Origin of the sequence: Chryseobacterium cucumeris, from assembly GCF_001593385.1 — a bacterium.
GTDB classification, from domain to species: Bacteria; Bacteroidota; Bacteroidia; order Flavobacteriales; family Weeksellaceae; genus Chryseobacterium; species Chryseobacterium cucumeris.
Genome location: NZ_LUVZ01000023.1, coordinates 429,358 through 448,900, shown reverse-complemented (window position 1 = coordinate 448,900; position 19,543 = coordinate 429,358). Strand labels below are relative to the sequence as shown.

Annotated in this window: 14 protein-coding genes; 10 read left to right on the top strand and 4 right to left on the bottom strand. The window is 36.8% G+C overall.

Translation table 11 applies throughout. The features are described 5' to 3' along the window. The first annotated feature begins 155 nt into the window (after positions 1-155). Both porU and porV read left to right on the top strand, forming a co-directional pair. Entirely contained in the window at positions 156-4,058 is a 3,903-nt protein-coding gene (gene porU / locus A1704_RS14415) for a type IX secretion system sortase PorU (protein WP_062674517.1), read from the top strand. 60 nt (positions 4,059-4,118) lie between these two features. Continuing rightward, positions 4,119-5,282, top strand: a complete 1,164-nt coding sequence (gene porV, locus A1704_RS14410; protein ID WP_062674515.1) for a type IX secretion system outer membrane channel protein PorV — start codon at positions 4,119-4,121, stop codon at positions 5,280-5,282. A 433-nt stretch (positions 5,283-5,715) separates the two neighbouring features. Here the strand turns inward: porV and blaCHM are convergent, their stop codons facing one another. After that, complete coding sequence (blaCHM, locus tag A1704_RS14405; protein WP_062674513.1) at positions 5,716-6,477, bottom strand: CHM family subclass B1 metallo-beta-lactamase; 762 nt, start codon at positions 6,475-6,477, stop codon at positions 5,716-5,718. Positions 6,478-6,707: 230 nt separating this feature from the next. Between blaCHM and A1704_RS14400 the strand changes: the two genes are divergently transcribed. Next, a complete protein-coding gene (locus A1704_RS14400) occupies positions 6,708-8,972 on the top strand; it encodes an FUSC family protein (RefSeq protein WP_062674511.1) in 2,265 nt (754 codons plus the stop codon). On the opposite strand, the gene A1704_RS14395 is transcribed toward A1704_RS14400, so the two are convergent. Then, positions 8,953-9,567 (bottom strand): 4'-phosphopantetheinyl transferase family protein, encoded by a 615-nt coding sequence (locus A1704_RS14395; RefSeq protein WP_034699899.1) that lies wholly within the window; start codon positions 9,565-9,567, stop codon positions 8,953-8,955. The genes A1704_RS14400 and A1704_RS14395 overlap by 20 nt on opposite strands. Before the next feature lie 185 nt (positions 9,568-9,752). Further along, positions 9,753-10,271, bottom strand: coding sequence for a pyridoxamine 5'-phosphate oxidase family protein (locus tag A1704_RS14390; protein WP_062674509.1), 519 nt, complete (start codon positions 10,269-10,271; stop codon positions 9,753-9,755). Positions 10,272-10,438: 167 nt separating this feature from the next. Between A1704_RS14390 and ahcY the strand changes: the two genes are divergently transcribed. The 7 genes from ahcY (at position 10,439) to A1704_RS14355 (ending at position 18,943) form a co-directional block, all read left to right on the top strand. After that, positions 10,439-11,752: an adenosylhomocysteinase gene (gene ahcY / locus A1704_RS14385; RefSeq protein ID WP_047433999.1), complete on the top strand. Its 1,314-nt coding sequence runs from the start codon at positions 10,439-10,441 to the stop codon at positions 11,750-11,752. A gap of 102 nt (positions 11,753-11,854) precedes the next feature. Further along, complete coding sequence (locus A1704_RS14380) at positions 11,855-12,652, top strand: hypothetical protein (RefSeq protein WP_062674507.1); 798 nt, start codon at positions 11,855-11,857, stop codon at positions 12,650-12,652. Positions 12,653-12,772: 120 nt separating this feature from the next. After that, complete coding sequence (locus A1704_RS14375; RefSeq protein ID WP_062674505.1) at positions 12,773-13,570, top strand: hypothetical protein; 798 nt, start codon at positions 12,773-12,775, stop codon at positions 13,568-13,570. A gap of 362 nt (positions 13,571-13,932) precedes the next feature. After that, on the top strand, positions 13,933-14,325 hold the full coding sequence (gene yiaA / locus A1704_RS14370) for an inner membrane protein YiaA (RefSeq protein WP_034699887.1): 393 nt from the start codon (positions 13,933-13,935) through the stop codon (positions 14,323-14,325). A 139-nt stretch (positions 14,326-14,464) separates the two neighbouring features. Then, positions 14,465-15,787, top strand: coding sequence for a BspA family leucine-rich repeat surface protein (locus tag A1704_RS14365; protein WP_062674503.1), 1,323 nt, complete (start codon positions 14,465-14,467; stop codon positions 15,785-15,787). Positions 15,788-15,808: 21 nt separating this feature from the next. Further along, the gene (locus A1704_RS14360) at positions 15,809-17,368 is read left to right on the top strand and encodes a BspA family leucine-rich repeat surface protein (RefSeq protein ID WP_082798791.1); all 1,560 of its coding nucleotides are present in this window, start codon (positions 15,809-15,811) and stop codon (positions 17,366-17,368) included. A 15-nt stretch (positions 17,369-17,383) separates the two neighbouring features. Beyond that, positions 17,384-18,943 carry a BspA family leucine-rich repeat surface protein gene (locus tag A1704_RS14355; protein ID WP_062674499.1) on the top strand — a complete coding sequence of 520 codons (1,560 nt, stop codon included), beginning with the start codon at positions 17,384-17,386 and terminating at the stop codon, positions 18,941-18,943. A gap of 52 nt (positions 18,944-18,995) precedes the next feature. Here the strand turns inward: A1704_RS14355 and purE are convergent, their stop codons facing one another. Beyond that, positions 18,996-19,499, bottom strand: a complete 504-nt coding sequence (purE, locus tag A1704_RS14350) for a 5-(carboxyamino)imidazole ribonucleotide mutase (protein WP_062674497.1) — start codon at positions 19,497-19,499, stop codon at positions 18,996-18,998. Between the last annotated feature and the right edge of the window lie 44 nt (positions 19,500-19,543).

The following is a 19,543-nucleotide window of genomic DNA, read 5'->3' as shown; positions in this document are numbered from 1 at the left end:
AAATATTTTCAAAGTACAAAGAAAAAATAAATTATTCAATAAATCAAGTAAACATTTGATTTTTTTGAAAAACGTTAACAAATTAATTTTATTGTATCACAATTTAATTCTAAAATTTTCATTTATTTTGTAATTTAGCAATTTCAATAGTAAACATGAAACGAAAAATTACGATTTTATCTTTAATCGCTTTTGCATCAACACTTTACGCTCAAAGAAACACCATTGAATGGAATGGTTCTAAAATTCAGGATTTTGGTGACACAAAATTAAATCTTCCCAATTTTAAAAATGAAGGTTTTTCTTACAGCCAAAATAATGTTTTTATCGTAAGCAAGCAAAAAATTGGAGAAAAGCAATTAAAAATCTCAGACCTTGTTTGGGAAAACGTTTCTAACCAGGAATTGTTTGAACTGGATAAAGGCAGACTTCCTGATTATGATGTAGCAGATGTTTCCTATTATACTTTAGAGGGTGAAAGCTATGCCAGCATTAGTATTGCTTTATTTAAAAATGTAAAAGGACGCGTTCAGAGATTATCTTCATTTAATGTTTCAGAAGCTTCTTCTTTTATCAATACAACAGGAACTGTTAATAAAATAGGAACCACCGGTAATCCTTTATCAAGTGGAAATTTTTACAAGATAAAAGTAGATAAGTCCGGAATATTCAAAATCACTTCCCAGTTTCTAAAAGACAACGGAATCAATCCGAGTTCTGTAAATCCTAAAAATTTCAGAATTTATGGAAACGGGGGAATCATGCTTCCCGAATACAATCAGGATCCAAGATACGGAGCTTTACAGGAAAATTCCATTCAGGTAGTAGGTGAAGATGATGGAGTATGGAATGATAATGACTATGCGCTTTTCTATGCGCAGGGACCTGATGGGTATAACCTCTATGACACGGGCAATGGAAATGGTTTTAAAAGACACGATACCCGATTCAGTGAAAGAAGTAATAATGTCAAAAATATTTATGAAGATTTCTCCTATTATTATATCAACTTTGATAAAGGCGCGGGAAAAAGGGTTGCGACCGTAGACGGAAACCTTCCAGCCCAGCTGATCACAAGATATGACAGTTACCAGGTCATTAACAAGGATCAGAAAAATCTTTTAAAAGTAGGAAGAACATGGGTAGAGGATACTCCTTTTTCCAATGAAAAGACCATAACATTGACTACTAATTCACCCATACAGGCGAATGATGTAGTACGATACAGGACTCAGGTGGTGGCGTATAACTCCCAACAGAATACGGTTGATTTTAAAATCAACAATTTACATCCTCATCCGCTGCAAACTATTCCTACAGATACGCCAACCTATCAGTATACTTTTTATCCTGTAACGTATACCGGTACATTGACGAACCTTACCGGAAACCAGTTTACACTGGTTTATAATCCTGATATTTCCAAAAACCCAAATGGAACATTCTATTTTGATTATCTGGAAGTTCAGTATAAGGAAAACCTTACATTCAATGGTTCACAAATGAACTTCAGGGATTATTCAATTGTAAGTGGAAGCAATACAGACTACGGTTTCAGCATCACGAATGCAGCTAATGTAGAACAGGTATGGGATGTAACGGATATTACCAACGCTAACAGAAGAGTGAATAAAGCAGGAGGCGGTTCTTTCAACTTTGCCTACACTGCTGCTGATCAGAATTTCAATAATGAATTTGTAGCTTTCCGTGCGGATGCTGCTTACACTCCACAATTTGTAGGAAGAATTTCCAATCAGAATCTATCTGCAATACAAAATGTAGATTATCTTATCCTTACCGTACCCGAAATGATGGGGCAGGCACAGAGAATTGCCAGCTACCATCAAACCAAGAATAACTATAAGGTAGAAATTGTTGATATCAATAAAATCTACGAGGAATATGGCAGCGGAAGTAAAGACCTTACCGCGATAAGAGATTTCGTAAGCAAACTCAACACTCCTCTGGGGAGACTTCAATATGTATTTATTCTTGGGGATGCTTCATATGATTATAAAAACAGGGTTCCGAATAATTCAAACGTTGTTGCCAGCTACCAGAGTGAACAATCTTCAGATTACGTATCATCATTTGTGACGGATGATTATATCGTAATGACCAAGCCACAAACCACATTATTAATTGAAAACAATTTGCCGGATGTGCCTGTAGGTAGAATTCCAGCAGCCAATGTAAGTGAAGCAGGGGATATGATCAATAAGACACTGGCATATAACAATTCCCTTCAAGGGCAGTCATCTCCTTTCGGAGACTGGCGTATGCGACTTGACTTTGTAGTGGATGATAATGAGGAAGGAGGAGGTCCTTTTCATAATGTAATGAACAATTCACTGGTGAATATTTTTGAACAGCCAGGCCAGCTGGATCTTAAAGAATATAATGTTAAAAAATTATACATGGATGCTTTTACCGCTCAGAGTACATCCGGAGGGCGAAGATATCCGCAGGTAAATCAGGCCATTTCCAACGCTATAGGAAACAGTTTGTACCTGTTCTATTTCGGACATGGAGGTATCAATGGTTGGGCACAAGAAAGAGTGCTGACCAGCACAGAAGTTCAAAATGCCAACAATTTTTCCAATGTATACAGCAGATTCCCTTTTGTATCTACCATTACTTGTGAATTCACGTTATGGGATGAACCTTCCACCAACTCTGTAGGGGAACAGTTTATTAAAATGAAGCAGGGAGGCGTTTCTACCATGATTACTTCCAGCCGTGCTATTGGGGTAGATTATGGACGTGATTTTACCAATACATTCACTCAGAATATTTTTAAATTAACCAATGACGATTTTAATTCATTAGGGAACGCTCACTTAATTGCTAAAAAGCAAAAAGGGCCAAATAGCAACCATTTAAAAGTAAACTTCCTGGGTGATCCGGCTATGAAATTAAGCAGACCTCAAAGACTTTTGGTTATTGATAATATTGAAACTCCGGTTCCAGGATTGATCAGAGGTTTGGATTTTGTGAAAATTAAAGGACACATCAATAATCCGAACGGAACACTGAACAATACCTTCAACGGAAAAGTCAGCATCAATATTTTTGATAAGAGATTAAACAAAAAAACACTCAATAACAGTGGAATTTTAACTCCGGTTTTAGAATATACTGAAGAAGGAAGTGCGATTGTAAAATCTGCCGGAACTGCGGTAAACGGAGTATTCACTGCCGAATTCTATGTTCCTAAAGATATTAACTATGCTGTAGGACAAGGAAGAATACTAGCCTATGCTGACAACAAAGCAACAGATGTTTTCAACAACCAGGCTGTACAAGTAGGTGATATCAATCCTAATGGAATCAATGATAATCAACCTCCAAAAGTAAAACTGTATATGAACAACACCAACTTTGCAGATGGTGGAATTACCAATCAGAATCCTATGCTTCTTGCCTGTCTTACCGACGATACAGGAATCAACTCAACAGGATCCGGTGTGGGACATGATATAACAGTATATCTTGACGGACAGATTATCAATACTGTTGTTTTAAATGATTTTTATGCTCCGGGAGAAGGAAACGGATGTTTAAATCCTAGTCTTGCTGAATACCAGAAAGGAAATGTAACCTACCCTTTCAGAAATCTTGCAATAGGACAGCATCAATTAACATTTAAAGTTTGGGATATAAACAATAATTCTACAACTGCTACGTTAAATTTTGAAGTTAAAGATGAGTCCGATCAACACCTGACAATCAACCGTCCGTTGAACTGGCCAAATCCATTTACCAATAAAACGTATATTCAGTTTGAACACAACTGTGATGATATTCTGGATGTGAACGTGCAAATTTATACAATAACCGGAAGATTGGTAAGAACTTTATCGCAGCCAGTGGTTGCAGAACCGTTCCTACAGGGCTTTAGAACCCCTCGCCAGGCCATAGAATGGGACGGAAGAGATGATTTTGGAGCTACAGTAGCAAAAGGTACGTATATTTTTAAGATATTTGCAAAAAGTCAAAATCAAGAAAAATGCAAAGGAAGTGCTACAGCTGTAGAAAAAATGGTACTTTTGAAATAATTAAACAGAACAATAGATAATAATATTAATAAAAAACTGATAATATATAAAAGACAACATATGAATTTAACTACTAAACTGCTATTAGGATTTGGTTTGAGTGCTGGTTTTTTAGGCTATTCGCAAGATTTAGGTAAAGTAAACCCAGTTCTTACCGGAGCTCCTTTCTTAAGAATTGCACCTGATGCAAGATCGGGAGGTATGGGAGATCAGGGGGTGGTAACCTCTCCGGATGCATTTTCACAATTCTGGAATGCGGCTAAATACCCTTTCAGCAGGACAAGTTCTTCCGTAGGTCTTAACTATACGCCTTACATGGGAAAACTTACCAATGATGTATTCTTATTATATGCTTCGTTCCATAAGTTTTTAGGACAGGAAGAAAGATCTACAATCTCCGCTAGTATCTATTATTTCAATATGGGACAGGTAGACCTGACTCAATTGGTGGGTACAGAAATTGCTTCTATGGGTACATCAAAACCAAACGAATTCTCCATTGACGTTGCCTACGCTTTGAAACTTTCTGATTCATTCTCCGGAGCTGTTACCGGTAGATTTATCCGTTCAGACTTAGCCGGAGGATTCAACACAGATACAACACTTAAGGCTGCGAACAGTTTTGCAGTAGACGTTTCAGGATACTATACCTCTCCAAGATTCTCCAGTATTGGCGGATATGATGGTAAAATCAATGCAGGTTTAGCTATTCAGAACTTAGGTCCTAAACTGGATTATACAGGAAATGAAGAATCAAGATCTTATCTGCCTACTATGGCAAGATTAGGGGTTGGTTACGATATGTACCTGGATGATATGAACAGAGTTGGAATCTCTGTGGAAGGTTCAAAACTATTAGTTCCTGGATCTGAGTATGCAGGAATAGACCCGAATACAAGACAGCCTATCTACCAGATCCCGAATGTAGGACCAATGGCTGGTATCGGAAAATCTTTCAAAAATAAAAACAGTATCATGTATAGTGGTGCTCTGGAATATTCTTATGACAATGCATTTTCTGTTAGAGGAGGTTACTTCCATGAAAGTGAAGAGCAGGGAGCAAGACAGTTTGCAACTGCAGGGGTTGGGCTAAGATACCGTTCTTTCGGACTTGATCTTTCTTACCTGATCAATATGTCTAAGATCAACAGTGCTTTGGATAACACACTTCGTTTCGGTCTAACCTGGAACATCGGAGAAGAAACATCCAACAACGATCGTTAATAAAAGCAACAGCTCTATAAAAAAAGCCTCATACATTTTTGTATGGAGGCTTTTTTTATGTCAATCGTCAATGGTAAATTCGCTTCGCTTGTCAATTTTTTATATAAGGCAACCCTTCACTATTCACTTTGCGAAGCAAAAATTCACTTTTGATTGGTGAATAGTCAATTGTCAATCCGCTTCGCTTGTCAATTTTTTTTCTACTGCAACCATTCACCATTCACTTTGCAAAGTAAAAGTTCAATTTTGATTCGTGAATAGTCAATTGTCAATCCGCTCCGCTTGTCAATTTTTTTTATGCTGCAACCATTCACCATTCACTGTGCAAAGTAAAAGTTCAATTTTGATTCGTGAATAGTCAATCGTCAATCCGCTCCGCTTGTCAATTTTTTTATGCTGCAAGCATTCACCATTCACTTTGCAAAGCAAAGATTCACTTTTGACCTTTAAATAATGTAATCGTATAGTCAAGAAGTTTTCCATCACCGTAGTCGCCATGGCCGGGAACTACAATTTTCACATCCGGATATTCTTTTTTTACTTTTTCAACGGTATTGGACCAGGCAGAAACATTGGCATCACCCAAATATCCTTTACCTGCCTCCAGCTCTTTTAATAAACAGCCTCCAAATAAAATATTCTCGTTTGGAAAATATCCCACAGCATTATCTTTTGTATGCCCTTCACCAAAAAATTTTGCAATGACATCTTTATTCCCGACTTTTAAAATAACAGAATCATTAAAACTGTTTTCAGGAATAACAAAATTATTTTCTCTGGCCAGCTCAATTGTTTTCACATAGGAATAGGATGAAATATTGTGCTTATGAAAAATCATCAATCCTCCCAAACTGTCATCATGAAAATGGGTTGGAATAATGGCCTTAATTTTCGAATCAAGATTTTCATTAATCCATTGTATCAGCTCTTCCGAACTTTTATCATTGGTAGGTGTATCAAAAACAATAGTTTCGTTACGATCTTTTACAACCAATCCATTACAGGGTACATTCCCGAAATCATTGGTCTGTTTAAAGGAGGTATGAATAAAAGAATTCTCTGAAATCTGAGTAATGATCAGGGTTTTTGATTCATATATTTTCTTTGCTTTAAAACTGTTTTTGCTCTGTGTACTACAGCTTAACATGATCAAAGAAAACAAAATGACCAATATATTTTTACTGATGAAATTCATAAAATGATAATTTACGCTTGAGATAAGCTAAGATAGGAATTCGTGGAACAGGATTTGTTAGCTGTTGTGTTAAAAAATTACGAATTGTAAGTGGCGAATCATCCATATGTTTCATCTGTCAATTTATTTTAAATAATACTACATCTTAATTAAAAAAAATATAATATTTAAGTTAATAAAAGTCTCTTATTTATGGCGATTTTCTTAAATTCAATAGCTATTTTTGTAATATGAACTATTCGGCGGAACTAAAAAAATTTGTAACCAGTCAATATGTATATTCTGCGATCAGAATTACATTAGCTACTGTTCTGCCTTGTTTAGTCCTCGCCCACTTCGGGATTTTGAAAGAATACTTCCTTTTCCCTCTCGGAACCAGCTTTGTAGCTCTTACCGACCAGCCCGGTCCTTTTATCCGAAGAAGAAATGCCCTTACTTTTGCGATCTGCTGTTTTGTCTTTGTAGCACTTATTGCCAGTCTTGTGATGAATATTAAAGTACTGGTCATTCTGGAAGTCATTGTTTTCGGGATGTTTTTCTCCCTGATTGGCGTTTATGGCCAGAGATTGGCTGCAGTAGGCTCATTATCTTTGGTAGTACTGGCCATCTTTATTGACGGGCATCTTACAGGAAGCAATATCTTTAAAAGTCTGCTGATATTTGCTTCAGGCTGTATCTGGTTTCTGTTGATATTCCTTATTGTAACTACCATTCGTCCTTATAAACTGGCAAGCCAGATGATTGGCGAAAATTATCTTCAGCTGGCAGAGTTTTTAAAGATCAAAGCCAATTATTATCAGAAAAATCCGGATTTTAATAAGCTGACCACTCAGGTTATTGCCAAGCAGATTGAAATAAAAAACCTTCAGGAAGATACCAGAGAAACCGTTTTCAAAACAAGAACTATCGTCAATGAATCTACGACCACCAGCCGTCTATTAATGCTGATGTTCCTGAACTCGATGGACCTTCATGAAAAACTGATGACCTCTGAAAGTGACTATCAGAAACTGCAACAGAGTTTTGAAGAAAGTATGATCCTGGTGAATATCCATGATTATCTTAATCTTCTGGCTGAGGAGATCACCAATATCGGAATTGCTCTTCAAAGTGGTACCAGAGCAAAGCCAATGTTTAACCTGGAACAGGAATTAAAAAGCTTAAATTATAATTATTTCGAACTCAGAAATAAACAGCTTTCACCCGACAATCTTGAAAATTTCATGATCCTGCGTCAAATCCTGATGCGTATCTATGAAATTACGAAAGAAATTAATGAGATCTATAAAGTATTTTCACAGGATATCAAACTGGCGAAAAGTTTATCTACAGGGCTAGACCTTAAAAAATTCATGCCTAATGAACCTAAACTTAATGCCAAGGTTCTAAGAAATAATATTTCCTTATCATCTTCCCATTTCCGCCATGCTATTAGAATTACAACAGCTCTTCTATTGGGATACGTTTTCTCTATGTTCGATTTTCTGGGACTGGGACACACGTATTGGATATTAATTACCATTACAGCGATCTTAAAACCCGCTTATTCCATCACTAAACAGAGAAACCTTCTCCGTCTCTATGGAACCATTGCCGGAGCAAGTATTGCTTATGCCATTCTGTATTTTGTACATATTAACGGCGTTTTATTTGCTATTCTGCTCATTAGTATGATCATGTGTTTCAGCTTTTTGAAAGGACGGTATTTCTGGGCGGTATTATTCATGACGATTTATGTTTTCCTCAGCTTTAATTTTTTAAATCCGGGGAAAGTTAATATTATTTTTAAAGACAGAATCCTGGATACTGCTATTGCCGGAATCATTGCCTTTGCAGTGTCTTATATCGTATTGCCTGTTTGGGAACACACCCAAAATCTGGATCTGATGAAAAAGTCTGCCGCAGACAACCTTATTTATTTCCAGAGTGTGATTTCCAAATTCTTAGAGGGAAAGTTTGATCTTGAAGATTATAAGGTAAAGCGAAAAAATGCCATTATTTCACTGGCCAATCTTTCTGATAATTTCCAGAGAATGATTTCCGATCCTAAAAATCAACAGAAAAAGCTGGAAGTTGTACACCAGTTTGTAGCTACATCACATTTGATTACGGCCTATACCGCTTCTCTGTCTCAATATTCCAAAAGTAATGAGCAATATCCTGAAATAGATGCTGAAAGCTGGAGCAGAAAGATTGAGGCAGAAATGCTGCAGACCTCTACCCTTCTCAGCGGAAATGATATCAACGAAACGTTGAAAATGGAAAGCCGCCTTGAGCCAGAAGATTCTTCCATTGAAGATATGCTCCTGAAAAGAAAAACAGAGATTGAAGAAAATGAAATTGTGGACCGAAGAGATCCTGATAAAATTTCACATTTAACCGAGCTTAAAAATATCCACGATATCCTGGAGCTGATCTATGATGTCGCAAAGGAACAGAGAAAAGTGATCGAAAAATATAAAAATGAAACTGAGCCTACTCCTCCACAATCGTAAAGCAGTAGTCATCAAAAAACTCTACCCTCGCTTTGAACTCATCTGAAAACTCATCATCATATACCCGGCAGCTTATTTTATGAAGATGCTTCAGCTCAAAAGGCTTTACTTCATAATTCTTTTTTAAAGACCAGTATTTTGAATGATGGATTTTGTACATACTTTCCTTCACACTCCAAATAATGGTATAGAAAGTATCCGCTTTGTCTTCCGGAATAAATCCACGTTCATTTTCATAGGTGAATTTATCAATCACCCTTAAAATTTTAGGATTGAATTTCTCTACGTCAATTCCTATTTTATTTTTAGAAATAGCAATGGCTGCAAAGGGAAAAGAATGCGTAATGGAAATTTCCGCATCATTGGGAGAAAGAAAAGGTTCTCTTTCTTTATATAAAATTTTAGAATTAGGCTTTAATCCTTTCAGGAGCTTGCGAACCATCAGGACTTCCAGCAATTTTTTAGGATGATAATCTTTTACCTTCTCAGCATTTTCAGGCTCCAGAAGTTGGTTGATATCAAGTTCTTCACTTTCATCGTACTTCCAAACCAGAATTGTGGCATTATCATCTGAAAAATCTCTGTAGAGGGGCATTCTTTTTTTATTAGGCAAAAATAGTGAAAAGATGCGGAAGTTGAAAGGAACGGAAGATGGATGCCGGATGCTACCATTCGTGGTAAAAAAAATTTTCAGACCGAAAAATCTGTTGAGGAAAAAACAAACTCTTTGTTTCCTTAATCTTTATAACTTCCAGCATCATTCTTCCAGCTTCCAGCTAATTATTTAGACTGATGATTCGCATCATTTCTATGCTCTATAATTTCCAGATTGGCATCCACAAAATAAGCACTTCCAAATCCGTTGACATAAGATCCTTTTACAGGTTGAAGGGCAATTAAAATAAAATCTCCCATTTCGGAAATTACCTCTACAACTTTGCCGTGAGTTTCTCTAAGTTTCGCAACAACAGCATTCCATACTTCAGAATCTCTTTCAATCTGAGAAGTAGTTGCATCAATAGTAAGGCGTTCGCGGGCATAGATCTGTTTGGTGGCAGATTCATCTTCAATAAACATAATGGATGTCTTTCTTGCGTCTGCAAGGTTTTTAGTATGTTTTGCCATGAAAGATACCAGAATATAGAATGTCTGATCTACCTGTACAAAAGGTGCATAGCTTGAATTAGGATTTCCTTCGGCATCAATAGTAGCAAGAATTACACTTTTTGAAGCATTGATGAGTTCCTGTACTCTGGGAGCAACAGGTTTGACTCTCTTTTCTGTATGGGTTTGATTCATAATATATTTGTTTATCAGCTAAAATTAGTTATTTATATTAAGACTAAATAATATTAAACTATGTTTAATCTCATAAACCTGAACTTGCTCGGTTGTTTTTATATCTTAATTATAAATCGTAATTTTGCCTTTCGTTATCAATTGAATTTTAAAACTATTCATTACATATGAGTACTACAACACAATACGTTCCTTATAAAGTTAAGGATATCTCCCTTGCAGAATGGGGTAGAAAAGAAATTACCCTTGCAGAAGCAGAAATGCCAGGTCTGATGGCTATCCGTGAAGAATACGGACCGTCTCAGCCACTGAAAGGAGCAAGAATCGCAGGATGTCTTCACATGACCATCCAAACGGCTGTGCTTATCGAGACTCTTGTAGCTTTAGGAGCTGAAGTTACATGGTCATCTTGTAATATTTTCTCTACACAGGATCACGCTGCTGCTGCTATTGCTGCTGCTGGAATTCCAGTGTATGCGTGGAAAGGATTAAATGAAGAGGAATTTGACTGGTGTATTGAGCAGACTTTATTCTTTGGTGAAGACAGAAAGCCATTAAACATGATTTTGGATGATGGTGGAGACTTAACAAACATGGTTTTTGATAAATATCCTGAGTTCACAAAAGATATCAAAGGGCTTTCTGAAGAAACCACTACCGGTGTTCACAGACTTTACGAAAGAATGAAGAACGGAACTTTAGTAATGCCTGCCATCAATGTAAATGATTCGGTTACTAAATCTAAATTCGACAACAAATACGGATGTAAAGAATCTGCTGTAGATGCAGTAAGAAGAGCTACAGACGTAATGCTTGCTGGAAAAAGAGTGGTAGTTTGCGGATACGGAGACGTAGGTAAAGGTACTGCTGCTTCATTCAGAGGAGCCGGTTCTATCGTTACTGTTACTGAAATTGACCCGATCTGTGCACTTCAGGCTGCTATGGACGGTTACGAAGTAAAAAGATTAGACACTGTGGTAGACAATGCTGATATCATCATCACTACAACAGGTAACTTCAATATCGTAAGAGGAGAACATTTCCTTAAAATGAAAGATAAAGCGATCGTTTGTAACATCGGTCACTTCGATAATGAAATCGATATGGCATGGTTGAACAAAAACTACGGTCAGACTAAATCTGAAGTGAAGCCTCAGGTAGATATCTACACTATTGAAGGAAAAGAGGTAATCATCCTTGCAGAAGGTAGATTGGTTAACTTAGGATGTGCTACAGGCCACCCAAGTTTCGTAATGTCTAACTCTTTCTCAAACCAGACGTTGGCACAGATAGAGCTATGGAATAACTCTGCAGCTTACAAAAACGAAGTATATATGCTTCCTAAGCACCTGGATGAAAAAGTAGCTGCTTTACACCTTAAGAAATTAAGCGTAGAGCTTGAAACTCTTTCTCCTGAGCAGGCTGAGTATATCGGAGTAGACGTAAAAGGGCCATTCAAGCCTGAGTACTACAGATACTAGATCTTAACAAAACATGATATGATCCCACTATTTCTAAGATAGTGGGATTTTTTTATGGAGAGAAATAATCCATTCGTTATTTTTGTCCCCTAAAAAAATAACATGAAAAAATTCTTATTTCTGGGACTCATGAGTTCTGTGGTATTCTTTAACAGCTGCAGCAGTAATGATGATAATGAGGGAAACAATACCTCTGCTAAAGTATTGTTAAGCAAAGTCACAATAGTTTATTATGACAACCCATCGCAGCCGCAGACAAGCATACAAACTCTGGAATACAATAATCAGGGTGAGCTTATCAAAACAACATCAGCTTTAGGAACTTCCAAGTTCGAATATAGTAATGGAAAACCAACTAAAACCACATATTATAAACCAGATGGTACGGTAGACTATTACTCAGCATATAGTTACAATGGAGATCTGCTTACGACGGTTAAAGCCATTTATACTACTAATCCGGATTATAACAGAACCATTACTTATAATTATAATACCAACGGACAGGTAATTTCTTCATCTCTTTGCCAGTCACCAGCCTGTTCCAACCCCATCGTGGATACTTATACTTATGATGGAAACAATATTTCAACAGAAATTTCAGAAGGTGGAGGATCCAGCTACAGCACAAAAATTGTTTACTCATATGATGATAAACAGAACCCATACATCAATATCAACAAATATTTAAAAATTATGATGGGAAGAGCCTACGCTGTAAGTCAAAATAATTATCTGACGGAAAAAATCAGCTATAAAAGTAATGGAGTCTGGACACAAAATCAAACCCGAACTTCCACCATTCAATACAACAGCGCTGGTTATCCTACTGAGGTGATTTCAAAAGAAGCCAAAGGAAATCTTTCAGCGAAGTATACTTACGAATATATCACTCAATAATAAGGCTTTAACTCTTCAAAATTTGGAGAGTTTTTTTATCTGATATATTCGTCATCAATTAAGCCTGTTTTTATAAATAATGAATATATTTAATCCTTATTTAATAAAACTTTTAAATACATGAAAAACCAATTATTTATCGGGTTGATGAGCTCATTTTTATTCCTCAACTGCAGTAGCAATAATGACGAAAATAATGAACCCAATCCTTCTGATTCTCAAATATTATTAAGTAAAGTCACTACAGTTTATTATACAAGTCCCTCCGGACCGCACACCAGTATTACAAAATTAGATTATAACAGTCAGAAACAATTACTTAAAATTACATCAGAAACTACAACCTCCGTTCTGGAATATGACGGTGCCGGAAAACCTTCAAAAATTACTTACCATAAAGCAGATGGTACCGTAGCTTATTATAAAACGTTTACTTATAATGGTGATCAGCTTACGATGATTAAGAAAATAGATCCAGATACTCACTATAATACAACAATGACGTATACCAATGGTAAAGTTACTGGAACTTCTACTTGTGAGTCTTCCAGTTGTCCCATTCCGTCTACCATGTCATATACTTATAGTGGTGATAATGTTTCGGAAGAAATTTCGGTTAGTGATGGTATCGGCGGTCCACATACTAATAAAAAAGAATTTTCATATGATAATAAGGTAAATCCCTATTCTTTGATGGGCAAATATTTTAGAATGATTATGGGAGGAGCAGAGTTTTTAAGTCAAAATAATTACACCACAGTAAAAATAAGTGGCAAAGATGGCACTGGAAACTGGAGTCAAATTATGAATTTTACCTATCAGATAGAATATAATAGTAATCAACTGCCAACTCAGGTCATGGTAAAACTGGATAATAATGATTATGCAAAATATACTTACGAATATATCACTCAGTAAAACAAGGCTCTCCATTTTGGAGAGTTTTTTTATGAGCTGATTCCCGCTATCCACTCATACTCCTCGCCCCAACCTACCCCAGCCTCTTACCCACCAACTCTCCCTCTCATGCTCCGGGGTAAACGCTGCTATCGGGGCTAGGAGAAGATGATGAATTATAATTGATAAATGATGAGTGATGAATGATGAATAGATTTATATTATTCAATGGTAACGGGTTATATCCTGAGTTTAGACGAAGGGAGCCTGAAACATACACCTACTTCATCATTCTATCCAGTATTTTTCCCATATTTTCCCTTTGTCAGAGCTCTATTTATAAAAAATGAATATCTTAGCCCTCTTAAACAAAACATTAAACTATGAAAAAACAAAGAGTATCGAATGCATTTGTAGCTGCGTCGTGGGTAGCATTGGGAGCAGGAATGATTGGCTTTATTGTCGGTCTTGCAAGAGCAGAAATGCTGCTGAATGAGAAGGGATATTATTTCACCATCCTTCTTTATGGTTTATTCGCTGTGGTTTCTTTACAGAAAGCAGTACGTGACAGATTAGAAAACATTCAGGTAACAGATATTTATTATGGAATCTGCTGGTTTGCTACATTATCATCCATTGTATTACTGGCCATCGGACTTTGGAATGCCACCATCCTTCCAAGTGAAAAAGGTTTTTATGCCTTTGCCTTTCTACTGGCACTCTTCGGAGCTATTGCAGTTCAGAAAAACACCCGTGATAATATGCTTCAGGAATAAAGCAAACTCTCCAAAACGGAGAGTTTTTTATTTAAATAATTTCATTGAAATTTATAAATTACTATAAACTTTACATTTAAGTTAAAAATATATTAAGTTTTTTGCTATTTTAGCTGTGCTTATTTCACAAACTAATGACATGTACAAAAAACTAATAATTTCTGCTCTGTTTATAGCAGCATTTCAACTTTCAAAAGCACAAAATGAGTTTATAACGATCTGGAAAACGCAAAACTCACAACTCATTAAATTTCCCGGCAGAGGAACCAATTTCAAAGTATATTGGGAAGAAGTAGGATATCCTCAGCATAATGGCACAATGAGTAATGTAACTTCCACGACCGAATTCATAATCAACTTGGGTGTACCTTTTAATCCTGTATCATCTCAAGCAAGTTACAGAATTAAAATCAGTGACGGCACTGGAAGTTTTGATCAGGTAAGATTCTTCGACAATACATTAACTCCCACTTACAATGCTCCAGACCGCTCAAAAATAACCCAGATTGCCCAGTGGGGAAATATAAAATGGAAAAGTTTTGACAATGCTTTTGTATACTGCGACAACATGGATGTTACAGCTACTGATACACCGGACCTCAGCATGGCCACCAGTATGCGTCAGATGTTTTATTTGTGTATGTCACTCATCGGCAATCCTTCTTTTGATACCTGGAACACCTCTACCATCACAGATATGTATTATATGTTTGGTGACAATTATCTCTTCAACCAGCCACTGGGAAACTGGGATACTTCGAATGTTACGGATATGTCATATATGTTTGACTATACCGGATTCAACCAATCTTTGAGTAAGTGGAACACAGCGAAGGTGACCACCATGAGACATATGTTTCATGATTCTGGAAATTTTAACCAGGACCTTCAAAACTGGAATACCTCCAATGTTACTGATATGAGTGAAATGTTCTCTGGCACTGCTTTTAATCAAAATATCGGAAGATGGAATTTAAGTTCATTAACAACAGCCACCGGAATGTTTCTCAATTCTGCCATGAGCTGTGTGAATTATGATAAAACGCTTTTTGGATGGAGCCAGAGTTCATCAACACCCAGTAATATTAACTTATCCAGTGCTTCGCCATTAATCTATTCTCATGCCGATGCCGTAACTGCCAGAAATTATTTAATTAATTCTAAAGGCTGGATTATATCAGGTGATGCTTACAACGGACTCTGCAACCAGACACTTTCAACGTCTGAAAAGGAGATCAGTAATAAACCTGCTATTTACCCAAATCCTGCAAAGGATGTGATTTATCTTAAAAATATTCAGCATCCGGTAAGTTTTATCATCACCGATATGAGCGGAAGAACTGTCGCCAAAGACAATCTTGAACATGAAAAGATTGCTATCGGACTTTTGACTCCAGGAAATTATATTCTACAAATTTTGACAAAGGATACAATTCATTCACTTCCGTTCATCAAACAATAAACTAATCATAAAACGATAACCATGATTCTAAAGAAAATTCCAACACTCATTTTTCTTTTGTTACTATTTCTGGCAAAGGCACAAAATGAATTTATCACTATCTGGAAGCCGGCATCTACAGTATTACCAGCTGTAAATGTAGATGCTCCTTATCAGGCAACTACACAGCAAATATGGTTTCCCGGAATTGGTGATAATTATGATATTTACTGGGAGGAAGTAGGCTATCCGCAACACAATGGTTCTCTTCTCGATGTAACTTCCACAAAACAGGTCCTTATAGACTTCGGAACGTCAATCGCAGAAAAAAATGATGCCAAATACAGGGTAAAAGTTACAAATGGAAATGGAACTTTCAGGCAGATAAAATTCGGAACGCCTCAACTATTTCCTGGTCCTGAGCAAGTTTTTCCTATCTGGCAGATCAATGGAAGTTCAGATAAAATATTAGAAATAGAACAATGGGGTAATATTTCTTGGACCACCATGGAGAGCGCCTTCAGTCTGTGCAGGCTTATGCAGCTTACAGCAACAGATACTCCCAATCTTAATAATGTAGAGGATGCTTCTTTCATGTTTTATGGCACAACCAGCTTTACGGGCGCCAGCTCTATGCAAAACTGGGATACTTCGAAAATTAAGAATTTTAGTTTTATGCTTTCTCTTTTATTTGATGTGAATCCTTCTGCTACATTAATAGAACAGTTCAACTCACCTTATCTGGACAGCTGGAATATGTCTTCAGCCACCAACCTCAGCTATATGTTTGGAAACAGAACAGTTTTTAACCAGACTCTCAATAGCTGGGATGTCTCAAAGGTGACCGATATGAGCTGGATGTTTGGCCAGTGCTTAAGTTTCAATCAGCGACTGGATAACTGGGATACTTCAAGCCTTGAGGACATGCATTTTATGTTTCATATGATTCCTGTTTTCAATCAGCCATTAAACTGGAATACTTCCAAAGTGACCAATATGGCGCATATATTTCATGGCTGTACAACCTTTAATCAGCCTTTAGACCATTGGGATATGACAAAAGTGACCAGAATAGACCAGATCCTTAATTTTGCTTCAGGTTTCAATCAGTCATTAGGAAACTGGAACTTAGTTTCTCTTAACAATGGTAATGCTGCTTTAACAATGTCTGGTCTTAACTGTGAAAATTACAGCAAAACCCTTATGGGATGGGCAGACAATCCCAATACAGCCAACAATGTTTCATTAGGTTCTGTACAAGGATTAAAATATGCGTCCAATGTATCAGACAAAAGGGATATTCTCGTCAATAAAGGCTGGTCAATAGTAGGTGATGTGGTGGGAAGCTGTTTACTATCTTCATCGGATATAAAGCTAAATAAAAAAACTCTGCTTTACCCTAATCCTGCTGTAGATGATATTCATATTGAAGGATTAAGTGATATAAAAAATTACAAGATTTATGATGCGAGCGGAAGACTGGTAAAGGAAGGAAATCCCAATAATGATATCATCAATGTAAGTTTCTTACCTAAAGGGAATTATATGATACAACTGATCATGAAAGAAAAAACAATTTCTTCAAAATTCATTAAGAAATAACTATAAAACCTCAATATGGTATTGAAAAAATTTTCGACAGGACTTTTTATTTTCCTGTTGTGTATAGTAAAAGCCCAGAATGAGTTTATCACGATCTGGAAGCCTGCTTCTACGGTAATACAGCCTGTCACTGTAAGTGCTCCCTACCAGGCAAGTTCTCAGCAAATATGGTTTCCCGGAATTGGTGAAAACTATGATATTTATTGGGAAGAGGTAGACTATCCCCAGCACAACGGTTCTCTTACCAATATAACCTCTACAAAACAGGTTCTTATTGATTTTGGTACATCAATCGCAGAAAAGAATGATGCAAAATATAGGGTAAAAGTGAGTAACGGGAATGGAGTTTTTCAACACATAAAATTTGGAGATGTACAAGAGGTTCAGCTTCAGGATCAGATTTTCCCGGTGTGGCAGATCAACGGAAGTGCAGATAAGATACTGGAAATAGAACAATGGGGAAATATTGCATGGACAACGATGAACAGTGCTTTCAGCCAATGTAAACTTGTTCAGCTTACCGCTACAGATATCCCAAATCTTAGTAATGTTGAAGATGCTTCTTATATGTTTTATGGCGCAAAAACCTTTACAGGTGCAAGCTCCATGCAAAACTGGAATACTTCTAAGATTAAGAATTTCAGATTTATGTTTGCGATTATCTTTGACAGTATCAATAACTCACTTCCTGATCAGTTCAACCCTCCTTATTTTAATAGCTGGAATATGTCGTCAGCAACTGATCTCAGTTTTATGTTTGGAGGAAGAGGGATCTTTAATCAGACCTTAAACAACTGGAACGTTTCTAATGTCACTGATATGAAATGGATGTTTGCTCTTTGTCCAAACTATAATCAGCCTATGGATAACTGGGATACCTCAAGCCTTGAAGACATCCGTTTTATGTTCCATTTTGATTCCAGTTTCAATCAATCCTTAAATAATTGGAATACGTCTAAAATTACCAATATGGCCCATGCTATTCATGGCTGCACGGCCTATAGTCATTCCCTGGAAAACTGGGATATGACCAAGGTTACCAGAATAGACCAGATTCTTAAGGAAACGCCCAACTTTAATCATTCCCTTGCAAGCTGGAATCTTGCCAGCGTTAATAACGGAGCCCAGGCTTTGATGCAGACAGGAATAGATTGTGAAAATTTCAGTAAAACACTTGCAGCATGGGCAGATAATCCTGATACTGCCAATAATGTTGATTTAGATATTGTAACCCCTTTGACTTATGCTTCCAATGCCGCAGATAAAAGAAATATTCTCATCAGCAAAGGATGGACGATGTCGGGTGATACGGTAGGAAACTGTTTACTGTCCTCATCAGAAGTCAGGCTGAATAAAAAAATTTCACTATATCCCAATCCCGCTGTGGATGATATTCATATTGAAGGACTAAGTGACATTAAAAAGTACAGAATTTTTGATGCAAGTGGAAGGCTTGTACTGGAAGGAAATCCTAATAAAGAAATGATCAATGTAGGATCATTACCGAAAGGAAATTATATTTTACAGCTCATTTTGAAAGATCAGACCATCTCTTCAAAATTCATTAAAAAATAAAGTAAAAAGCCTCGCTGAAAAGTGAGGCTTTTATTTTGAGTTGAAAAATAATCTATTGGTCAAAATGATTAGGATGCTGGGCTTTGATATCATCTACCGTTCCCAGTACTTTATCTTTTAAAGAATCCTGATATTTCTGAAGTTTTGCAGCGACTTCTTCATTACCGCTTCCTAAAATTTTTGCAGCTAAAATCCCGGCATTCAAAGCTCCGTTCAAAGCTACGGTAGCTACCGGAATCCCACCGGGCATCTGAAGGATAGATAAAACAGAGTCCCATCCGTCTATAGAATTACTGGACAAAATAGGAACCCCGATTACCGGAAGTGTAGTACAACTCGCCACCATCCCCGGAAGATGTGCTGCTCCACCTGCTCCGGCTACAATGACCTTCAGCCCTCTTTCCTTAGCAGTTTTTGCATAATCGAACATTCTTTCCGGAGTTCTGTGCGCTGAAACTACTGTCAATTCATAAGGGATATCAAGGCTTTTAAGAAAATTTGCAGCCTGTTCCATAATCGGCAGATCACTCTGACTGCCCATAATAATTCCTACCATCTTCAATTTTATTAGATGTTCAAAGATAAAAAATAAAAATGTAA